Source organism: Wenyingzhuangia sp. IMCC45533, assembly GCF_054111225.1.
This window is the reverse complement of sequence record NZ_CM134197.1, coordinates 1,981,280-1,999,841: the sequence shown is the minus strand read 5'-3', so window position 1 is coordinate 1,999,841 and position 18,562 is coordinate 1,981,280. Positions and strand designations below refer to the sequence as shown.

The following is an 18,562-nucleotide window of genomic DNA, read 5'->3' as shown; positions in this document are numbered from 1 at the left end:
AATTACTTTTTATCTTGACTTTCTTCGTACGACTCTGCTTTTTTTCCGAATAAAGAAAAATGCACAAATCGTTTTGGATGTTCTTTTACATCTCGTAATAACTCCTCTAATTCTTTGCTGGCTGATTCTAAATTATTGTAAAGTTTTTCATCTTTAATTAACTTCCCAGCAGTACCGTTACCTTGGTTGATATTGGTTGTTATATCATCTAAATTAGCTAGTGTATGGTTCAATTTTTTTGAGATAGATAACAGCTTCACTTTTGCCAAGGAATCGGATACTACCTTTAAATTTTGAGAAGTAGCTTCAACGCTTGATAAAGTTCTACTTAACTTTTGATCATTGTTCTTCACAATAACATCGATGCTTTGTGAGGTGGATTCTAAGGAAGATAAAATTGTGTTTATTTTTCTAAAACTCGATTGCAGTTCAGAGATAGCATCATCATTTAACAACTGATCTAAATCTTTTGCTACGGCATCAATACTCACTAAAACACTTTCTACTTTACTTTGAACAGGTTCTAACTTAGAAATCATATCTGCTCCCACCTCTCCTTTTAAAAAATCTCCCGAAGAAGCAATTTCACCACCTTTCCTTTTGATAATTGCCAAGGATTTTCCACTCATAATACCACCCGAGTAAATACGAGCAATGCTATTTTTAGAAAATTGCACGTCTTCATTTATCGTGAATTTAACTACTAAATTCCCTTTAATCGCAGGGTCATCATTAAAATAAATATCGATTACGCTCCCCACGGTATAACCGTCGATGGTTACCGGACTAGATTTTTTTAACCCACTAATATTTTGGTAAGTAGTATAGTAGGTATCTGCACCCGCTACAAACAAATTTCTGCCTTTTAGGTAGCTAAATCCCCAGTAAAATAATAATAAAACTAGTAGAACTGCTATCCCTGCTTTTAACTCTCTTGATATCTTAATCATAAAGCGAAAATAAGAAATATTTAATTTGTTTGCTGTTTAAGTGCTTCTTTTAAAGTGATTCTTTTATTATTTAGAAAGGCTACAATAAAAGCACTTTTATATTCTTTTGATTTGGCAGATTGTAAAAAGTTTTTTGCCTCCGTATAGCTCGCTGTCTTACCCAAATAATATTTATAATAATTCCCAACCTTGACAGCATCTATCTGCTGTAATCCTTTAAAATTAGATGGGCTGGTACTAATTTTTTTTGAAGACGATGCTATTTGTACTTTGTAATACACTTTTGAATTTACAGTACCAGCTTCTTCAACAATTTCTTTACTTGTATGATTGGCTTCTTTTTTTGCCTCATTAGTATTAAAACTAGCTACAAAGGCACTTTTAAAACCTTTGTTTTTTACGGTACTCAAAGCCTTACTAGCATCCGATATATTGTGGAATTTTCCGTAATAATATTTGTAGTACTTACCTACTTTAACTCTCTCTATACCTTTTAAACCCTTAAAATTGTACGATGAAGTGCTAATGCGACTTTTACCAGAGGCAACCTGAACTTTATAAAACAATTGTTGTTGATTTGCCTCATGCTGATGAGAATCTTCTTTTGACTTCTCTGAATTCAATTCAATATTTGGCATAAAATCTCTATCAGCAACATTTAACTGTTGTCTTTTGTAATAATCTGTGATAGAATTTGCAATAGCTTTGGACATTTGTAACTGACCAGCTTTGGAGTATAAATATTTCCCCTCAATTTTATTAGTTAAAAAACCTGTTTCAATTAATACACTGGGCATATATGTTTGATATAACACCACAAACCCTGCTTGTTTTACACCTCTATTCACTCTTTTGAGTTTTTTCTCGAACTCTTCTTGGATTAAACTCGCTAACAACAAACTCTGGTCTAAATATTCTTCTTGCTCTAGAGACAAGCCTATAACAGAGGTTGGAGATTTGGGATCAAAACCTTGATACCTTTCTTTATGATTATCTTCTTGTAAAATTACTTCGTTCTCTGCTTTAGCCACTCTAAAATTTCTTTCGTTGGCGTGTAATCCCAACACCCAAGTTTCGGCACCAATGGCTTGACTCGTGTGTGCATTACAATGTACCGATACAAATAAATCTGCATCGGCATCGTTAGCAATATTTCCTCTTTTCCATAAATCCACAAAAACATCAGACTTACGCGTGTACATTACTTTTACATTGGGCAAACCTTGTAGTATTTTACCTGTTTTTAAGACTATGCTCAACGCCACATCTTTCTCCTTAGCTCCTCTGTAACCTACTTTACCAGGATCTTTACCTCCGTGTCCCGCATCCAAAACCACCACGAAAGGTTTTTTATTTTGCGCAGTAATATGATTGAAACCTATACTAAAAGTTAACAAAAACAAGAGTTTCAAAACCATTGAAGAAAACTTATGATATTTAAATAGGGGATTCAATTTCATCTGTAAAATTTAATTATTTTTGAACTCGTAAAATGGCATCTGTTTTGTTGCCTATACTGACCATACAAAAATAGGACTAAAAGCATTGCAAACAAATAGACTTTATATTCTTTTCATTGTTTTAACAATGAGTTTAAGCAATTTAATTGCATATGCTCAAGACAACAAAACAAAAATCAACGATACTTTAGTCGCCAACGATTCTATACCTAAAAATGACAGCATCCCCGCTGTTAAAACTAAGGAAGCTATAGAAAACATTATCGAACATAGTGCCGAAGATTATATTTTGGAGGATGTAATCAATAAAAAAATTACGCTTTACAATCAAGCTCATGTTATTTACGATGTTTATGATATTAAATCTGGAGAAATATTAATTGATTACAACACTAATATTGTTAAAGCCAAAGGTATCCCAGATGAAAAAGGAAAGTATTCTCAGTTGCCAGTTTTTAAAACTACGGGAAATGAAACTACGCAGGATTCTTTAATTTTTAATTACAAAACCAAAAAGGCCATTATCTACGGTTTAGAAACCGAACAAGACGGTATTAATACCTTGGGACAAAAAACCAAAAGGGTTAATGATTCAACCATTTTTGTAAGGAACATTATTTTTACCACTTCGGATCCTAGAAATCCAGATTACTATCTAAAAACAACTAAGGCTAAAATAGTCCCTGGGAAAAAAATTATTACAGGTCCTACCAATTTAGTATTGGCAGATGTCCCTACTCCATTCATATTTCCTTTTGCTTATTTTCCATTAACCAAAAATAAAACCTCAGGAATTATTTTACCCACGTACGGAGAATCCTTTGATCAAGGTTTCTTTCTTCAAAATGGAGGATACTATTTTGCTGGTAACGATTATTTTGATTTAAGTTTAAAAGGAGATATTTACTCTAATAGTAGTTGGGGGATTGATATGTCTACTAATTATAAAGTAAAATATAAATTCAACGGAAATTTTAGTTTTGATTTTGAAAACTTAATTACTGGTTTTCAAGGATCTTCTGATTTTGAAACTCGTAGAAATTTCAATGTCCGATGGTCGCACAGTCAAGACTCTAAATCTTCTCCCAACAGTAGATTCAATACTTCTGTAAACATAGGTAGTAGCCAATACTTTAGGCAATCTGTTAACGAAACCAATCAATCTCTTGGTTTGCAAAACACTTTAAGCTCTTCAATCTCCTATTATAAAAAGTTTATAGGTACTCCGTTTAATATGAATATCTCTGCCAATCACAGGCAAAACACCAACACCCAAGTAGTTTCAGCCACCTTGCCTTCTTTACAATTAAATATGGACAGGCTATATCCTTTTGCTCCTAAAAGCGGAGCTAAAAAAAATGCCTTGCAAAACATAGGTCTTACTTATTCTTTGAGAGCTGAAAACAGAATACAAACAACCGAGGATAAGTTTTTCTCTGAACAAATTTTTGATGATGCCAGAGATGGGGCTCAACATAATATCAGCCTTAGTACCAATATGAAGGTGATGAAATATTTTTCTTTATCTCCGAGTATTAGCTATCGTGAGGTTTGGTATACTGAAAAAGTACGAACTGAATTTGACCCTACGAGTACTGAAACCGTACAAATTGCTAGAGACACTATTTCTGGTTTTAGTGCTTTTAGAGATTATAGCACATCCGCCTCTTTGAGTACCACGGTTTATGGTATGTTCAACTTTAAAAACAGTAATCTAAAAGCTATTAGACACACTATGAGACCCTCTATTAGTTACAGTTACAGACCTGATTTTAGTTTTTACTTTGACGAGATACAAGTAAATAACGTAGGTGATACGAGACTGTTCTCTGAGTTTGATGGAGGAATCTATGGAGCTCCTTCTAGAGGAGAGTCTAACACCATTGGTTTTAGTCTTGCCAATTCCTTAGAAGCCAAGGTAAAAGATAAAAAGAGTTTGAATGGAGAGGACAAAAAAATCAATCTCTTAAATTCCTTAAATTTTAGTACCAATTATAATTTTACAGCCGATAGTTTTAAGTTATCTCCTGTAAGCGTAACGGGGGGTACTACCTTATTCAAAAAAATGAATATCAACTTTGGAGCTTCTTTAGACCCTTATGCCCTTGTAACCAATAGTAGTGGTAACAAACAAAGAGTTAACGCTTTGAGTTATAAGAATGGTGGACCGTTATTTAGGTTAACTTCAGCCAGATTTAGCACCGGTTATTCTTTTTCTAGCAAGGACTTTAACAAAAAAGAAAAAGCCAACGAAACCGAAAAGACTGAGGAAACAGCGCACGATCAAGATTTATTTGGAGAAGGTCTAGCCAATACAAACGATAGACAATTGAATAACGGTGAAGAATCCTCAAAAGTAAATAGAGATGAGGACTTAACCTTACCACAGTATCTTTCTAGTATGCCTTGGAATCTTCGTATTTCTTACTCTTCTGTCTATTCTAACAATGTAGGCCAAAGTGAAATAACTTCTAACTCTTTGGTCTTTTCTGGAGATATTCAATTAAGTCCTGGTTGGAAAGTAGGAGCTTCCTCTGGATACGATTTTGTAAATCAAGGATTTACGTACACTAACTTTAGATTCACGAGAGACTTAAGAAGTTGGACGATGAATTTTAACTGGACACCTCTGGGAATTAATAGTTCTTATTACTTTTTTATTGGTGTAAAATCTTCTGTGTTGAGTGATTTAAAATGGGATAAACGAGCTGTAAATAGAGATTTTTAATTAGCTTAAATACATTCTTACTTTTTCTATAAGTTCGTTACTCGAACTATACAATTCAAAAGCCCCATCTACTACAAAAGAAATTTCGCCAGTTTCTTCGGAAACAGCAATACAAATAGCATCTGTTTTCTCAGACACTCCTACCGCTGCTCTATGTCTCAAACCAAATCTGCTGGGTAAACTTTTGTCAGAAAGTGGCAAAACTACTCTAGTTGCAACAATGTAATTCCCTTTGATAATAATGGCCCCATCATGCAATGGACTATTTTTATAAAAGATACTTTCTAATATAGGTGCGTTTACCTCAATATTCATTGTATCCCCTCTTTCTCGCAAAAACTCCAAATTGCTGTTTCTTTCTATCACAATTAATGCTCCTGTTCTAGAGTCTTTAAATTTCTCGCACACTTGTATAATGGTTTCTACATCTAAATCAATAGAAATTTCTGCTTTTAAAAACTTTAACTGTTTGATGAAATTTCTTTTGGTTTTTAGATTTGCAGATCCTAACATCAACAAAAACTTTCTCATTTCTGGATGAAAAATAATAATCAAGGCAATAGCTCCTCCACTAATTAAATTACCTAGCAGAGAGCTAAACATTTCCATATTTAAAGCTTCAGTGACTTTGTATATCAAAAATACAATCGCAATTCCTATAAAAATATTAATAGCCACCGTACCCTTTAATAACTTGTATACGTTATATAGCAAGAAGGCTACTAATAGAATATCTAAAACATCAATAAAACTAAATTCTAAAAACTCAAACACAGACAGGTATTTTACGAAAGTTAGTTAAAAGTAATCATTTTTAAAGAAACTGATATTTTGACAGCCAAAAACTAACTTTTATATTCGCTAAAAATATTTTGATAGATGGAAGACATTATAGAAATTTTAAAATACACCGTACCTTCTTTAATTACTGGGGGAATTGCTGCTTATTTTCTAAAACAATTTATTGCTGAGGAACACAGCAAACGTAAATTTGAGATGTTTTCTGAAAAGAAAAAAGAAGGTTTACCTATAAGACTGCAAGCGTATGAAAGAATGACTTTGTTTTTAGAGCGTATTGATATTCCTAATTTAACTGGTAGAATACAATCCTTGGAGTTTAATAAAATAGAGTATGCTCAATTATTAATTCACCACATCAATACAGAATTTGAACACAATTTGGTACAACAAATTTACGTGAGTAGTGAATGTTGGAATTTGATAAAAACTGCTAAGCAAACCACTCAAAATATGATTACTGCGCAGAGTATGAAAGAACACGTTGATACTGGAGCAGACCTAACCAAGGAACTATTAAGCGAGATAAAAGATAAAGAAACTCCTTGTTTTATTGCCCAACAATTTTTGCAACAAGAAGTTCACAAGCTTTTTTAAAAAAACAAAAACCCAATCTAAAATTAGATTGGGTTTTCTCTTCTTCACAGTAACTTTTTTAAAAATAAAAAAGTGCAATTAATTATCTGGTAAAATATATTTTTGAAGCTCCTAAACCTACAGCTGTTTCAAATTGTACATTTTTAGTTTCAATGTCATAGATAGATAATTTGCTTAATGATTTAAAGGCAAAACTTACTGCAAATAATTTACCATCAAAAACATTCATTCCATATAAATTACCTGTACTAATGGAATCTGTCCCTAAAGTAGTTGAATTCTCTAGTATCGTAAAAACTTCACCATTTTCGTGATAAAATATTTCTCCGTTCTCATAAACCATTAAATCAGCTCCTTCGTTTTCGTCAAACAAAACTTCATTTTTAATTGTATTTGTATTTATGTCAATTGTTTGTATTGCAGACTGCGATCTCTTTAGTACTTCAAAAAACGGAGGACCAGCAAATTCAGTCGGATTACCTTCAGAAAGCACTATTAAATCTCCATTATCAGAAAACACCATTTCATCTGGATTGTCTTTAACCATTATTTCTGATACTGATTTATCATTTAAGTCAACCACAGAGATAATATTATTCGTGCTAAACGCACCTTTGTGAGACACATATAATTTATTGTCTTTGTTTAAAATTTGCTCAACTCCATTGTCTAGATCAATCTTTTCATCTACCAAAGTAGTATTGCTATTTAAATCTATTACAGCAACATAGTCATCAGTTTTATCTGATCCATCTCCCCAATTCGTTACGTAAGCTCTATTTCCTATAATAGTCATGTATCTAGGATTGCCCAAACCTGTTGTGATAATATCTTTCTTTTTTAGTGTAATCCTATCTACAACTACAATTGTATTAACATCATTTAAGATGATATAAGCATTTTCCTCTCCAAAAGTTATAGATTGAATAAGCCCCCCTAATATTTGCTTATTTATTTGATTGTAAATAAAATTCGATGTCATTTTAAAATCGTTAGCTACAAAAGACAAAGAACCATCTCTAGAACCAAAATTACCTTCTGCACTAATTAAAAAAGCATTTTTAAATTCTTGATCTTTTCCTACCTCGACTTCAACAATTTTTTCTACCTCTACCTCTTTTTCAATTTCTTTTATTATTTCATCCTCACATGAAACAAAAACCAAACTCAATAAGAATAGTTTGGAAATTAACTTAGTTACATTCATTTTTCTTAAAATTTATAATTGATATTTATGTTATAATTTCTTCCTGGATTTGGTCTTAGCGTTGTAAAATAATAAAGCTTGTTAAAAACATTACTAACCTTACCTCCCAGAGTTAATTGTGTCTTTTTTTTCTTTAATAAATCCACCGTAAAACCAACATGTGTGATTTGAACAGGGTCCAACGAGAAAAAATCAATTTCATCTGGAATAGTATACACCTTACCTTGACTTAAATATTGTATGTAAATTTGATACGATTTATAGTGATAAGATAGGTTTGTATTAAATAAATATTTAGGCACAAATTCTAATATTTTCTTTGTCCTTTGATTTATTGCTTGAGTGTAAATAAAGTTCCCAGAAACTTTAACCTTACTATTACCGTTAATCTCCCATCGATAATCTGCAGACGTTTCTAGACCATTGTGCAAAACGTCATCTTCTATATTTACGGGTCTCCAGAGTCCACTTCCTCCAATGGGTCTCCAAATAATTTTATCTTTAAGATTTATTAAAAAATAGGTGGTCTCTACATTAAACCCTTTATATTCAAATCTTAAACCAGCATCAAACTGTTTAGACGTTTCAGGTACGAGTTCATTATTTCCCAATCTTGGATAAAAAAGCTCATTAAAAGTAGGAGTTCTAAAATTGTTAGAAAGGTTGGTTTTTAGAGCCAAAAATGAAAAAGGATGATAGCGAAGGGACCATGATCCTGAAAATAAAGATTTGAACAAGTTAAAATCAGCATATCTGATACCTATCGAGGTTTCTAAATTCGATAATGGCTTAGCATACATCTTAATGACATAAGCATTACTGTTTTGTACTTCTTTTATCTCTCCCGTGCTTTCTTCCAAAAAAATTTCTCCACTGATATTATCAATTTCAAAACCTACTTCTATTTTGTATTGTCTATTAAGCTTGTAATTGGCATAATAGTGAAATAACTTTCTATGTGAATTTGCAAAAGAAGGGTTCGTAACTTTATTATTAGAAAAATACTCAAAATTCTGGAACTGATACGCAAGCCTTAATTCATTTGAAAATTTACCGTATCTACCAACCCATTTCAATAAGTTCCTTTGATATTGGTCTTTTATTCTTTCTGTGGATGACAATGGGTTTGGCAAGCCTGCCGAAAACCCCCTCTCGTTATAGTAATATGTGCTATAAAGTAATATTTTTTGCGAATTATTAATCTTATAGCCCACGTCTAGGTCAAGATGATAATTTTGATAGTCACCATTTTCATTTTTTAATTTATCACCATCTTCGTTTCTAAAACTATCATCTATCAACTTAAAATCATTATCCGATTTATTAAAAGTTCCTGCGAGCTTAAGAGACCAATTACCAAAACTTTGTTTATGCTTTAAAAAAGAATTGGTTGTATTAAAACTACCTTGTGAAGTGTAGATTTGAGTACTTCTCTTATTATTAAATTTTAATAAATCGTTTAATATCACAACACCGCCAATAGCTCCGCTTCCGTAGTCTACACTTCCCCCTCCACTAATAACAATAATCTCATCCACAGTGTTGCTCGCTAATGCATTAAAATCAGTTTGGCCGTTAGCTACTGAGTTAATCGTAATCCCATTCCAAAGCACTTGTGTATTTGTAGAAGATGTGCCTCTAAAACTAGCTGTACTTGTCCCTCCAAATCCAAAATCCTTAAAAACAATAGGAGTATTATATCTTAATTTCTCTGTTAGATTAACAGGGTTTTGTAAGATTTTTTCGACTGAAATTTTTGTTTTTTTCTGACCTATTTGTAACTGCTCATGCCTTTTAACGTAATTAAGACGTACAGCATTTAAAGACCGAATACTATCAGTTTTCATTTTTTGACTGTAGGATTTAATTGTGCATAACCAAATTGCACTCCCTAAAAAGAATGTTTTACATAGTTTCATAATAAATTTCCTTTGCTCCCGAAAGAATTTATAATTATGACTATGGCAGGTCTCCTGACTTACGTCTTATTACTACCTTCCCATTTTTACTATTATTCAAAACAGTGGCTTAAGAATGTAATAAGCACCTTGCGGCTAAGTTTACAGTTGCGGGTACAGTTCTTGATTTTAACAAGATTCCCTTTTAATGTAACGCTCTTTACTACTAAAGTAGCGTTAAAACCAAAATCGCCACAAAACTACAACCTTATTTTAGATAAATGATACAGCAGGAGGATAAATATTGCATTTCTACTTTAATCGACGAAGTTCCCGTCTTTTATTTTGATTGATTGATCTGATTCAAATACAAAATCTGAACTTTCTTAAAATCATCTCCACAAACTATTTGATGATGATGTAATTGAACTTGAAATGAGTAGTTTCACTAAAGATAACAGCAATATCTTTTGGTTAATTCTGATGGTAATTCATACAATTCTGGATGAAATATTTTAGCTAAAACTTTAATTCCATCCACCAAAGTGCCAGCAGAAGACTGCGTAAATAAATCAAAATCTGCAATATATACTTGTTTGTTTCTTACAGCCCTTAAAGTTTTCCATTCGGGTTTTTCTTCTAAAAAAACCATATCCTGTTTTGTTCGTTCAATAGTATATCCGCAAGGAGCAATCACTAGAATTTCTGGATTGTATTTTACTATTTTCTCCCAGTCCATCACAATACTGTCTCCAGAGGGATGTGACAACAAATCAACCCCACCTGCGTAACCAATTTGATGAGGAATCCAATGGCCGCAATTAAACAAAGGATCAATCCATTCCAATAACATTACGCTTTTAGGCATTACCATGGCCGCTCTTTGTTTATCAATCAATTTTTTAATTTCCTCTTTTAAGCTCGTTACATAAGCAATTCCTTTTTCTGGAAAACCCATTTCTGTGGCAATAGTCATCGCATCTTTAAATACATCCTCTAAAGATTGTGGTGTAATAGAAACGGTTTTAGGAATTTCTGCTAATTTGGAGAGAGATTTTTCAGCACACTCAGTATCAATTTGGCAAACATCACAGACATCTTGCGTAAACACTAAGTTTGGAGCTACTTTGTGCATAATTTCTTCGTTCACATAATACAAACTTTTGCCTGTTCTTTTACTCTCGGAAAACAATGTATTTATTTCTGCGCTTGTATACTCTTTATCTTCTAAAACACACCTAACCAATACTTCCTTTTCTGCCAAAGCTTGTTTGGGACACTCAAAAGTAATTCCGTTTAACATATTTTGTAAACCCATATCATATATCATTTGGGTTACGGCTGGCATCATAGAGGAAACTGTCATTACTAAATTTGTTTTAAACAAAACTAGTCTTTTTTGATGTTCTATTTTTTTTGTAATTAAAACTTAACAATCTTTGTCAAAAAATAATGCATGATTTATTACATCACAGGAGGAGAAAGATCTGGTAAAAGCAGCCATGCTCAAAAGTTAGCCGAAGATTTATCTGAGAATCCATATTACTTAGCTACTTCCAGAATTTGGGATAATGATTTTAAACATCGAGTGGAGAGGCACGTGAATGACCGTGATGAGCGATGGACCACTATTGAAGAAGAAAAATATTTAAGTGAGGTTATCCCAAAAAAAAGTGTTGTGGTAATTGATTGTGTAACACTTTGGTTAACCAATTTTTATGCTGATCACAAATACGATGTAGAAAAATGCTTGACAACTGTAAGAGCAGAAATAAACAAACTAAAATCTACGGATGCAACCCTCATTATCATCTCTAACGAAATAGGAATGGGAGTTCATGCAGACACTCAAATAGGAAGAAAATTTACCGAACTACAAGGCTGGGTAAACCAAGAAATTGCTCAAATAAGTGATAAAGCTACTTTTATGGTTTCCGGAATTCCTATGATTTTAAAATAGAAAATTCCTTATTTTTCACTCCTACACGATTACACAAAAAATGAATACATTACAAGAACAATTACATCATAAAATAAATACCAAAACCAAGCCTTTGGGCTCTTTAGGAATACTAGAGCAAATTGCCTTAAAGATTGGTAACATCCAAAACACCACTGCTCCCAAATTATCCAAACCTACAATTTTGGTATTTGCAGGAGACCATGGTGTTGTAAAGAATCACCCCGTAAGTCCTTTTCCCCAAGAAGTGACTTCGCAAATGGTTTTTAATTTTTTACAGGGAGGAGCCGCAATTAATGTGTTTTGCAAACAAAATAACATCAAGCTAAAAGTAGTTGATGCAGGGGTAAATTTTGATTTTGATGATACTCCTAATTTAGTTGATGCTAAAATAAATAAGGGGACAGAAGATTACACTACTACTCAAGCCATGACCATTAAAGACTGTAACGTAGCCATTGAAAAAGGTAAAGAGTTAGTGACCAAACAATTTACAGAAGGAACTAATATTATCGGTTTTGGTGAAATGGGAATTGGAAACACCTCTTCTGCTGCTTTGTTAATGAGTGCTTATACCAAAACTTCTCTCGAAAATTGTGTGGGCAAAGGAACTGGACTTGATGAAAATGGGGTAAATACCAAATTAGAAATTTTAAAAAAAGCACAACTAAAACACTCCAAAGTAAACACTCCTTTGGATATTTTAGCTACTTATGGAGGTTATGAAATAGCCATGATGACAGGAGCTTTTTTACAAGCCGCCAAATTAAACATGACCGTTATAGTAGATGGTTTTATTGTAACTGCTGCCTTATTGGCTGCACACGCTATGAATCCATCAGTCGTTAACAACTGTATTTTTTCTCATTGTTCGGACGAATTGGGTCATCAAAAAATGTTAGCCTTTTTAAACGCAGACGCTATTCTAAAATTAGGATTAAGATTGGGAGAAGGTACAGGTGCAGCCTTGGCTTATCCTTTAGTTTTATCGGCTGTTAATTTTCTAAATGAAATGGCTAGTTTTGAAAGTGCTGGGGTAAGTAATTAATAAGTTCACCAAGTTTAAAGTTAAATGCTTTGAGTAATTTGTAAAAACTCACATAGAATTACCGTTACCCTGAACTTGTTTCAGATTCGCATATCATTTCTAATCCCTTAACTAAAATCCTTATGCTCCTAAAAAAAGAACTTCATATTTTTCTAACTGCCATTATGTTCTTCACAAGAATACCTTGTCCGAAAAACATAGATCATTCATCCGAAATTTTAACCAAAAGTAGTAGATATTTTTCTTTAGTGGGAATTATTGTAGGGAGTTTTGGAGCTTTGGTTTATTACGTTTTAGAATTCTTTTTTAACGACAGTATTTCAATGCTACTTAGTATGGCAAGTACTATTTGGTTGACTGGTGCTTTTCACGAAGATGGCTTTGCTGATGTTTGTGATGGCTTTGGAGGAGGTTGGACCAAAGAAAAAATATTAACAATTATGAAAGATTCTAGAGTAGGAACTTATGGAATTGTAGGTCTGGGAATTTTACTAGCTGTCAAACATCAAACTTTGGTAGAATACAATCTAAAATATTGCATATTAGCCATAATCAGCGGACATGCCGTGAGTCGTTTTGCTGCTACTACGCTTATTTATACTGAACCTTATGTACAAGATATAGACAAGAGCAAAGTAAAACCTTCTGCTGTGGGCATCAATTTAAAAGATGTAGTTATCAATGGTGTTTTTATGATATTGCCTTTGTTTTTATTCTTAAACCCATGGGTATTCTTAACCATCATCCCAGTAATAATAGTCAAATATTTACTAGCACGATACTTTAAAAAATGGATAGGTGGCCATACTGGAGATTGCGCAGGAGCCACACAACAATTAACCGAAGTTGTTTTTTACCTAAGCTTATTATTGATATTATGATTGTTTACCTGATTAGACATACTACACCCAATATAGAAAAAGGTATTTGTTACGGACAAGCCGATATTGATGTTGCTGATAATTTTGAAGATGAATCTAACTTTATTCTCAACAAACTCAAATACGTGGATACTGAAACTGTCATTAGTAGTCCATTACTTAGATGCGTTACTTTAGCAAAAAAAATAAATTCCACATTCCATACTAATACCAACATAAAGGAGTTAGATTTTGGAGATTGGGAGCTGATGCCTTGGAACGATATTCCTACGACAGAAATTGACCCTTGGATGATTGATTTTGTAAATACTCCCGTAACTAACGGAGAAAGTTACATGGATTTATACCAAAGAAGTATCGATTTTTATAAAACCATTAGCAACAATAATAGCATTATTGTGACCCATGCAGGAGTGATTAGAAGTATTTTAGCTCATATAACCAATACAGCACTAAAAGACTCTTTTGATTTTAAAATCCCCTATAGTACCATTGTAAAAATTGATACTGAAACCAACGAGTATAACTTACTATAACTATGAAAAAGTATCTTTTTTTATTTTTGATGATTACCATTTTGGCTTGTAAACAAGAAGCCAAACAGCCCGTTAAAAAATTATCAGATAACCAACTTAAATATGCAAAAGGATTTACTTATCAATCTTTTGAAAAATACACCTCTATAAAAGTTTTAAGACCTTTTAAAAATGCAAAAACTACTTTTGAATATATTTTAATTACTGGAGATACCATTATCAAACCTACTCATAAAAATCAAATTGTAGTTAAAACTCCTATCCATAAAATTATAGCAACCTCAACAACTCAAATTCCTGTTTTAGAATCTTTAAACGCTGAACATCTTTTAAAAGGATTTCCTAATACCAAGTTTGTTTCCTCTACAAAAACTAGAAAATTAATTGACAATCAAAAAATTATAGAAGTAGGTCACCAAGAACATATTGATACTGAATTGGTTTTATCTATTCAACCGGATGCGATGTTTGCTTTTGCAGTAAACAACTTAAACAAAAGTCATATCACCCTAAAAAAAGCAGGAATTCCTATCGTTATTGATGCTAGTTGGCTAGAAGAATCTCCGTTAGGAAGAGCTGAATGGATTAAGTTTTTTGGTCTCTTTTTAAACAAAGAAAAGGAGGCTAATGATGTGTTTCAAAAAATAGAAGCTAACTATCTAAAAGCAGTAAACGTTGTTCACAAACAAGTAAACAAACCCACCATACTTTATGGTTCTATGTATAGCGATGTTTGGTATGCCCCAGCAGGAGACAGCTACATTGCTAAAATTATGAAGGATGCTCAAACTGATTATCTTTGGAAAAATACTACTGGAACGGGTAGTTTATCTCTTCAATTCGAAAACGTTTTTATCAAAGGTAAAGAAGCTGATTTTTGGTTTGCACCTGGATACGCTGCTAACGAGCAAATATTAGATTCTAAAAACAAACATTATCAGCAGTTTAAACCCTATCAGCAAAACAAAGTTTATACATATACTAATACTGTAGGAGCTACAGGAGGTTTATTGTTTTTTGAGTTAGGAGCTCTAAGACCCGATTTAATTTTGAATGATATCGTAAAAATCTGTCATCCCGAACTATTACCAGAGTACCGTACTACTTTTTTCAAGAGGCTGGAATAGAGTATATAATTGTTTGAATCTGTTCTCGAATCCGCTCGAACACCTTGTATACCAAAGCAGCTCAATTCAAATAAATCAGATTTGTTTGGGTGGGATTTTATGAAGCATTTATGATTTTAATATAAACGTAAAATTTATCTACACAACTTTAAGACTTGATAGTTTTTGATTAAAGCTGTACTTGCTTTTAAACGATTATCTAAGCTTCCAATCTTTTAGTACCAAAGTTATTATCAGATCTGGCCAAGTTTCATACGAAGAAATCCCTGCTTTAACAGGTAAAACGTTCGTATTAATCCATTTTTTCACTCCAAAAATGGCCATTATGGCATTATAATCTAAATCTCTATTAAGAGGGTTTTTTACCACTAGCGTGGTTCGTTTATGAACTCTATTCTTTACAGTTTGTTTGAGTTCTAACTCAATTGTTTTTTCTGGATTTGAGTTTTCATCTACAACTATCATTGATTTGATGAGTCCTTTTTCAATCTCAACTTCTACAAAAATCTTTTCTCCAGAAAATATTTGAAGTTCTTTTTCTTTAACAAAATAAAAAGATTCTTTAATATCTTGTTTGTAAAACTTATTTTCATCAATAAAAAGTTTGAGCTGATATGCTTCTCGTTTTAATTTTTGCGTTTGAGAAAAAAGCATACTTGAAGTCAGTAAAATAAAAGTTTGGATAATCAATTTCATATACGTCAATTTTAATGAAAGTTAATCTTTTTTATTAATTAACTTCTATTAAACAATCAATCGGTATCAAAAATCAATTTTCAAAACAATGTTGGAGAATTTTCTCCTTCAATACTAGTTTCTTGTTCCTTGATTATTTCCTCTTTAGACTCTTCGTACGGTAAAGGATCTAACCTATTTACCATTTTAATTCTATCTTCGGTTAACTGATTTCCTAGAGCTTTTATTCCTTTAACAGCTATAAAATCTTCCAAATCAATTACTATGTTTTCTAAATTTCTTTTACTAAAAACAACCTCCACGTTAGGTCTATAATCTGTTAAAATAATTTCTAGTTTTGTTTTATCGTGATCGCTCACAAAAGTCTCCTCTTTATCTGGCTGATCTATAACAAAACGCTTTACGTAGTATCTGCTTTTTTCCCCCTCATAATAAATAGCAGAGATTGGCTTATTAGAAATCCATTTCTCAAGCACTACCATATCATCTTCAAAATGAGTAGTTAGTTCAGGAGTCATGGTTTTAATTTTACCAGATTGTGTTGCTATTAACAATTTATCATTGGAGGTAAATTCTCCTAAAAGCTCCCCTCTTCCATCAACATTCAAGCGTTGTACGGTATCGTCAAACCAAATTTTGCGAGGCTTTAAGGTAGAAGTACCTGCTGATTTGAATTCTATTTTTTTAACAGGATATTTGGTAATCAAATTTCCTTTTACAGACCTCCCTTTAATTAACAAATCGGCAAAATCAACATCCCACTTGGTCTTTTTTAGGCCTGGCAACCTTTTCAACTCAATGGATACTTGCTCAGCCTCCCCATTGGGGTTGGCAGAAAAATACCAAACCACCGAACCTTTAGTTCCCGCAGTTAAATCGTATTCTCTATCTCTTGTGACAGAAGTTACGTTAAAGCGTTTCATATAGCTAGGTCCACTTCTACCATCTCTATACATCATATTGTAAATAGTACGTTTATCTCCTTTCTTAAAAATGGCTACATGTAAAATATCTTTCCCGAAAAACGTTTTTTGTGCTACTTTAGACACCATCATAGTTCCGTTTTTTCGGAATACGATCACATCATCAATATCCGCACAATCTGCAACAAATTCGTCTCTTTTTAGAGAAGTTCCTACAAAACCTTCTTCTCTGTTAACGTATAACTTTTCGTTACGCATCACTACTTTAGTGGCTACAATATCATCAAAAGTTCTAATTTCGGTTAATCTTGTTTTTTCTTTACCGTATTTACTTTTTAAATTTTTGAAGTAGTCAATCGCAAAATCAATTAAATTATCTAAATGATTTTTAACCTCAGCTATTTTATCTTCTAAACTCTCTATTAACTGTTTGGCTTTGTCAATATCAAATTTGGAAATACGCTTGATTCTTATTTCCGTTAAGCGAGTAATATCTTCTTCGGTAACGGCTCGTTTTAAATGGGTAGTATGTGGTTTTAATCCTTTATCAATAGCAGCGATAACTCCTTCCCAGGTACTCTCTTCTTCAATATCGCGATAAATTCTATTCTCGATAAAAATCCTTTCTAAAGAAGCAAAATGCCATTGTTCCTCTAACTCTCCTAATTGAATTTCTAATTCTCTTTTTAGAAGATGAAGGGTATTATTCGTAGATATTTTTAAAATATCTGATACTCCAACAAACACTGGTTTGTGATCTTGAATTACACAACACAGGGGAGATATTGAAATTTCGCAATTGGTAAATGCATATAAAGCATCTATGGTTTTATCAGGAGAAATTCCCGTAGGCAAGTGAATTAAAATCTCAACATTTCTAGCCGTATTATCTTCTATTTTCTTAATCTTAATTTTCCCTTTGTCATTGGCCTTAATGATAGATTCAATTAACGAAGAAGTAGTTGTTCCGTATGGTATTTCAGTAACAACCAAAGTCTTTTTGTCTTGTTGAGATACTTTGGCTCTCACTCTTACCTTACCTCCACGTCTACCATCATTATAATTAGTTACATCTGCAATTCCACCAGTCAAAAAATCTGGATATAACGTAAAACTTCTCCCTTTTAAAATTTTAATAGAAGCATCAATTAACTCGTTAAAGTTGTGAGGCAAAATTTTGGTAGACAACCCAACTGCAATTCCTTCTCCTCCTTGGGCTAATAACATTGGAAACTTTACTGGAAGATGAATGGGTTCTTTTCTTCTACCATCATAAGAAGCTTGCCAATTTGTGGTTTTAGGATTAAAAACAACCTCTAGAGCAAATTTAGACAAACGTGCTTCAATGTATCTGGCCGCAGCTGCACGGTCTCCGGTAAGTATGTTCCCCCAGTTCCCTTGCATGTCAATCAGCAATTCTTTCTGACCAATCTGTACCATGGCATCAGAAATAGAAGCATCACCGTGGGGGTGATACTGCATACAATGACCTACCAAGTTGGCCACCTTATTGTAACGACCGTCATCCAAATCTTTCATAGACTGCATGATACGTCTTTGCACGGGTTTAAAACCATCAGCAATAGCAGGTACAGCACGTTCTAAAATTACATAAGAAGCATAATCTAAAAACCACTCCTTATACATACCTGTTACCTTGGTAATGGTTTCTTGAGGCTCTTCGTGATGATCAAATTCGTTTTCTTCTGGATGATTGTTGTCGTTTTGCATATTTTAGGTAAAATGCTTTTTA

15 protein-coding genes and 1 riboswitch are annotated in these 18,562 nt (G+C 32.8%); of the genes, 7 read left to right on the top strand and 8 right to left on the bottom strand.

Annotation, left to right across the window (positions count from 1 at the left end; translation table 11 throughout):
• Nucleotides 1-2 precede the first annotated feature (2 nt).
• Both ACXGQW_RS08885 and ACXGQW_RS08880 read right to left on the bottom strand, forming a co-directional pair.
• The gene (locus tag ACXGQW_RS08885) at nucleotides 3-950 is read right to left on the bottom strand and encodes an MlaD family protein (RefSeq protein WP_457822072.1); all 948 of its coding nucleotides are present in this window, start codon (nucleotides 948-950) and stop codon (nucleotides 3-5) included.
• A 20-nt stretch (nucleotides 951-970) separates the two neighbouring features.
• Complete coding sequence (locus tag ACXGQW_RS08880) at nucleotides 971-2,410, bottom strand: N-acetylmuramoyl-L-alanine amidase family protein (RefSeq protein ID WP_457822070.1); 1,440 nt, start codon at nucleotides 2,408-2,410, stop codon at nucleotides 971-973.
• Between the two features lie 127 nt (nucleotides 2,411-2,537).
• Between ACXGQW_RS08880 and ACXGQW_RS08875 the strand changes: the two genes are divergently transcribed.
• On the top strand, nucleotides 2,538-5,138 hold the full coding sequence (locus ACXGQW_RS08875; RefSeq protein WP_457822068.1) for a putative LPS assembly protein LptD: 2,601 nt from the start codon (nucleotides 2,538-2,540) through the stop codon (nucleotides 5,136-5,138).
• Here ACXGQW_RS08875 and cdaA read toward each other — a convergent pair whose 3' ends face one another.
• Nucleotides 5,139-5,912: a diadenylate cyclase CdaA gene (gene cdaA, locus ACXGQW_RS08870; RefSeq protein ID WP_457822066.1), complete on the bottom strand. Its 774-nt coding sequence runs from the start codon at nucleotides 5,910-5,912 to the stop codon at nucleotides 5,139-5,141.
• A gap of 105 nt (nucleotides 5,913-6,017) precedes the next feature.
• On the opposite strand from cdaA, the gene ACXGQW_RS08865 reads away from it, so the two are divergent.
• A complete protein-coding gene (locus ACXGQW_RS08865) occupies nucleotides 6,018-6,533 on the top strand; it encodes a DUF7935 family protein (protein ID WP_457822064.1) in 516 nt (171 codons plus the stop codon).
• Nucleotides 6,534-6,615: 82 nt separating this feature from the next.
• Here the strand turns inward: ACXGQW_RS08865 and ACXGQW_RS08860 are convergent, their stop codons facing one another.
• The 3 genes from ACXGQW_RS08860 to ACXGQW_RS08850 all read right to left on the bottom strand — a co-directional run bounded on the left by ACXGQW_RS08860 (nucleotide 6,616) and on the right by ACXGQW_RS08850 (nucleotide 11,004).
• The gene (locus tag ACXGQW_RS08860; RefSeq protein ID WP_457822062.1) at nucleotides 6,616-7,740 is read right to left on the bottom strand and encodes a YncE family protein; all 1,125 of its coding nucleotides are present in this window, start codon (nucleotides 7,738-7,740) and stop codon (nucleotides 6,616-6,618) included.
• Between the two features lie 5 nt (nucleotides 7,741-7,745).
• Complete coding sequence (locus ACXGQW_RS08855; RefSeq protein WP_457822060.1) at nucleotides 7,746-9,587, bottom strand: TonB-dependent receptor plug domain-containing protein; 1,842 nt, start codon at nucleotides 9,585-9,587, stop codon at nucleotides 7,746-7,748.
• Nucleotides 9,588-9,686: 99 nt separating this feature from the next.
• Nucleotides 9,687-9,901: riboswitch (cobalamin riboswitch) on the bottom strand.
• A 185-nt stretch (nucleotides 9,902-10,086) separates the two neighbouring features.
• A complete protein-coding gene (locus ACXGQW_RS08850) occupies nucleotides 10,087-11,004 on the bottom strand; it encodes an ABC transporter substrate-binding protein (protein ID WP_457822058.1) in 918 nt (305 codons plus the stop codon).
• A gap of 90 nt (nucleotides 11,005-11,094) precedes the next feature.
• On the opposite strand from ACXGQW_RS08850, the gene ACXGQW_RS08845 reads away from it, so the two are divergent.
• The 5 genes from ACXGQW_RS08845 to ACXGQW_RS08825 all read left to right on the top strand — a co-directional run bounded on the left by ACXGQW_RS08845 (nucleotide 11,095) and on the right by ACXGQW_RS08825 (nucleotide 15,190).
• Entirely contained in the window at nucleotides 11,095-11,598 is a 504-nt protein-coding gene (locus ACXGQW_RS08845; RefSeq protein WP_457822056.1) for a bifunctional adenosylcobinamide kinase/adenosylcobinamide-phosphate guanylyltransferase, read from the top strand.
• Between the two features lie 40 nt (nucleotides 11,599-11,638).
• Nucleotides 11,639-12,646, top strand: a complete 1,008-nt coding sequence (gene cobT, locus ACXGQW_RS08840) for a nicotinate-nucleotide--dimethylbenzimidazole phosphoribosyltransferase (protein ID WP_457822054.1) — start codon at nucleotides 11,639-11,641, stop codon at nucleotides 12,644-12,646.
• Nucleotides 12,647-12,768: 122 nt separating this feature from the next.
• Entirely contained in the window at nucleotides 12,769-13,527 is a 759-nt protein-coding gene (locus ACXGQW_RS08835; RefSeq protein WP_457822052.1) for an adenosylcobinamide-GDP ribazoletransferase, read from the top strand.
• Entirely contained in the window at nucleotides 13,524-14,063 is a 540-nt protein-coding gene (gene cobC, locus ACXGQW_RS08830) for an alpha-ribazole phosphatase family protein (RefSeq protein WP_457822051.1), read from the top strand. Before ACXGQW_RS08835 ends, cobC begins: the two co-directional genes overlap by 4 nt.
• A gap of 2 nt (nucleotides 14,064-14,065) precedes the next feature.
• Entirely contained in the window at nucleotides 14,066-15,190 is a 1,125-nt protein-coding gene (locus ACXGQW_RS08825; protein ID WP_457822049.1) for an ABC transporter substrate-binding protein, read from the top strand.
• 195 nt (nucleotides 15,191-15,385) lie between these two features.
• On the opposite strand, the gene ACXGQW_RS08820 is transcribed toward ACXGQW_RS08825, so the two are convergent.
• Both ACXGQW_RS08820 and ACXGQW_RS08815 read right to left on the bottom strand, forming a co-directional pair.
• Nucleotides 15,386-15,886, bottom strand: coding sequence for a hypothetical protein (locus ACXGQW_RS08820; RefSeq protein ID WP_457822047.1), 501 nt, complete (start codon nucleotides 15,884-15,886; stop codon nucleotides 15,386-15,388).
• A gap of 80 nt (nucleotides 15,887-15,966) precedes the next feature.
• Nucleotides 15,967-18,540, bottom strand: coding sequence for a DNA gyrase/topoisomerase IV subunit A (locus ACXGQW_RS08815; protein ID WP_457822045.1), 2,574 nt, complete (start codon nucleotides 18,538-18,540; stop codon nucleotides 15,967-15,969).
• Nucleotides 18,541-18,562 lie beyond the last annotated feature (22 nt).

Coding starts and splice junctions, on each gene's coding strand:
- ACXGQW_RS08825 (WP_457822049.1), top strand. CDS start 14,066: ATGAAAAAGTATCTTTTTTTATTTTTGATGATTACCATTTTGGCTTGT.
- ACXGQW_RS08845 (WP_457822056.1), top strand. CDS start 11,095: ATGATTTATTACATCACAGGAGGAGAAAGATCTGGTAAAAGCAGCCAT.
- cobC (WP_457822051.1), top strand. CDS start 13,524: ATGATTGTTTACCTGATTAGACATACTACACCCAATATAGAAAAAGGT.
- cobT (WP_457822054.1), top strand. CDS start 11,639: ATGAATACATTACAAGAACAATTACATCATAAAATAAATACCAAAACC.
- ACXGQW_RS08820 (WP_457822047.1), bottom strand. CDS start 15,886: ATGAAATTGATTATCCAAACTTTTATTTTACTGACTTCAAGTATGCTT.
- ACXGQW_RS08885 (WP_457822072.1), bottom strand. CDS start 950: ATGATTAAGATATCAAGAGAGTTAAAAGCAGGGATAGCAGTTCTACTA.
- ACXGQW_RS08875 (WP_457822068.1), top strand. CDS start 2,538: ATGAGTTTAAGCAATTTAATTGCATATGCTCAAGACAACAAAACAAAA.
- ACXGQW_RS08835 (WP_457822052.1), top strand. CDS start 12,769: ATGCTCCTAAAAAAAGAACTTCATATTTTTCTAACTGCCATTATGTTC.
- ACXGQW_RS08850 (WP_457822058.1), bottom strand. CDS start 11,004: ATGACAGTTTCCTCTATGATGCCAGCCGTAACCCAAATGATATATGAT.
- ACXGQW_RS08815 (WP_457822045.1), bottom strand. CDS start 18,540: ATGCAAAACGACAACAATCATCCAGAAGAAAACGAATTTGATCATCAC.
- ACXGQW_RS08860 (WP_457822062.1), bottom strand. CDS start 7,740: ATGAATGTAACTAAGTTAATTTCCAAACTATTCTTATTGAGTTTGGTT.
- ACXGQW_RS08865 (WP_457822064.1), top strand. CDS start 6,018: ATGGAAGACATTATAGAAATTTTAAAATACACCGTACCTTCTTTAATT.
- ACXGQW_RS08880 (WP_457822070.1), bottom strand. CDS start 2,410: ATGAAATTGAATCCCCTATTTAAATATCATAAGTTTTCTTCAATGGTT.
- ACXGQW_RS08855 (WP_457822060.1), bottom strand. CDS start 9,587: ATGAAAACTGATAGTATTCGGTCTTTAAATGCTGTACGTCTTAATTAC.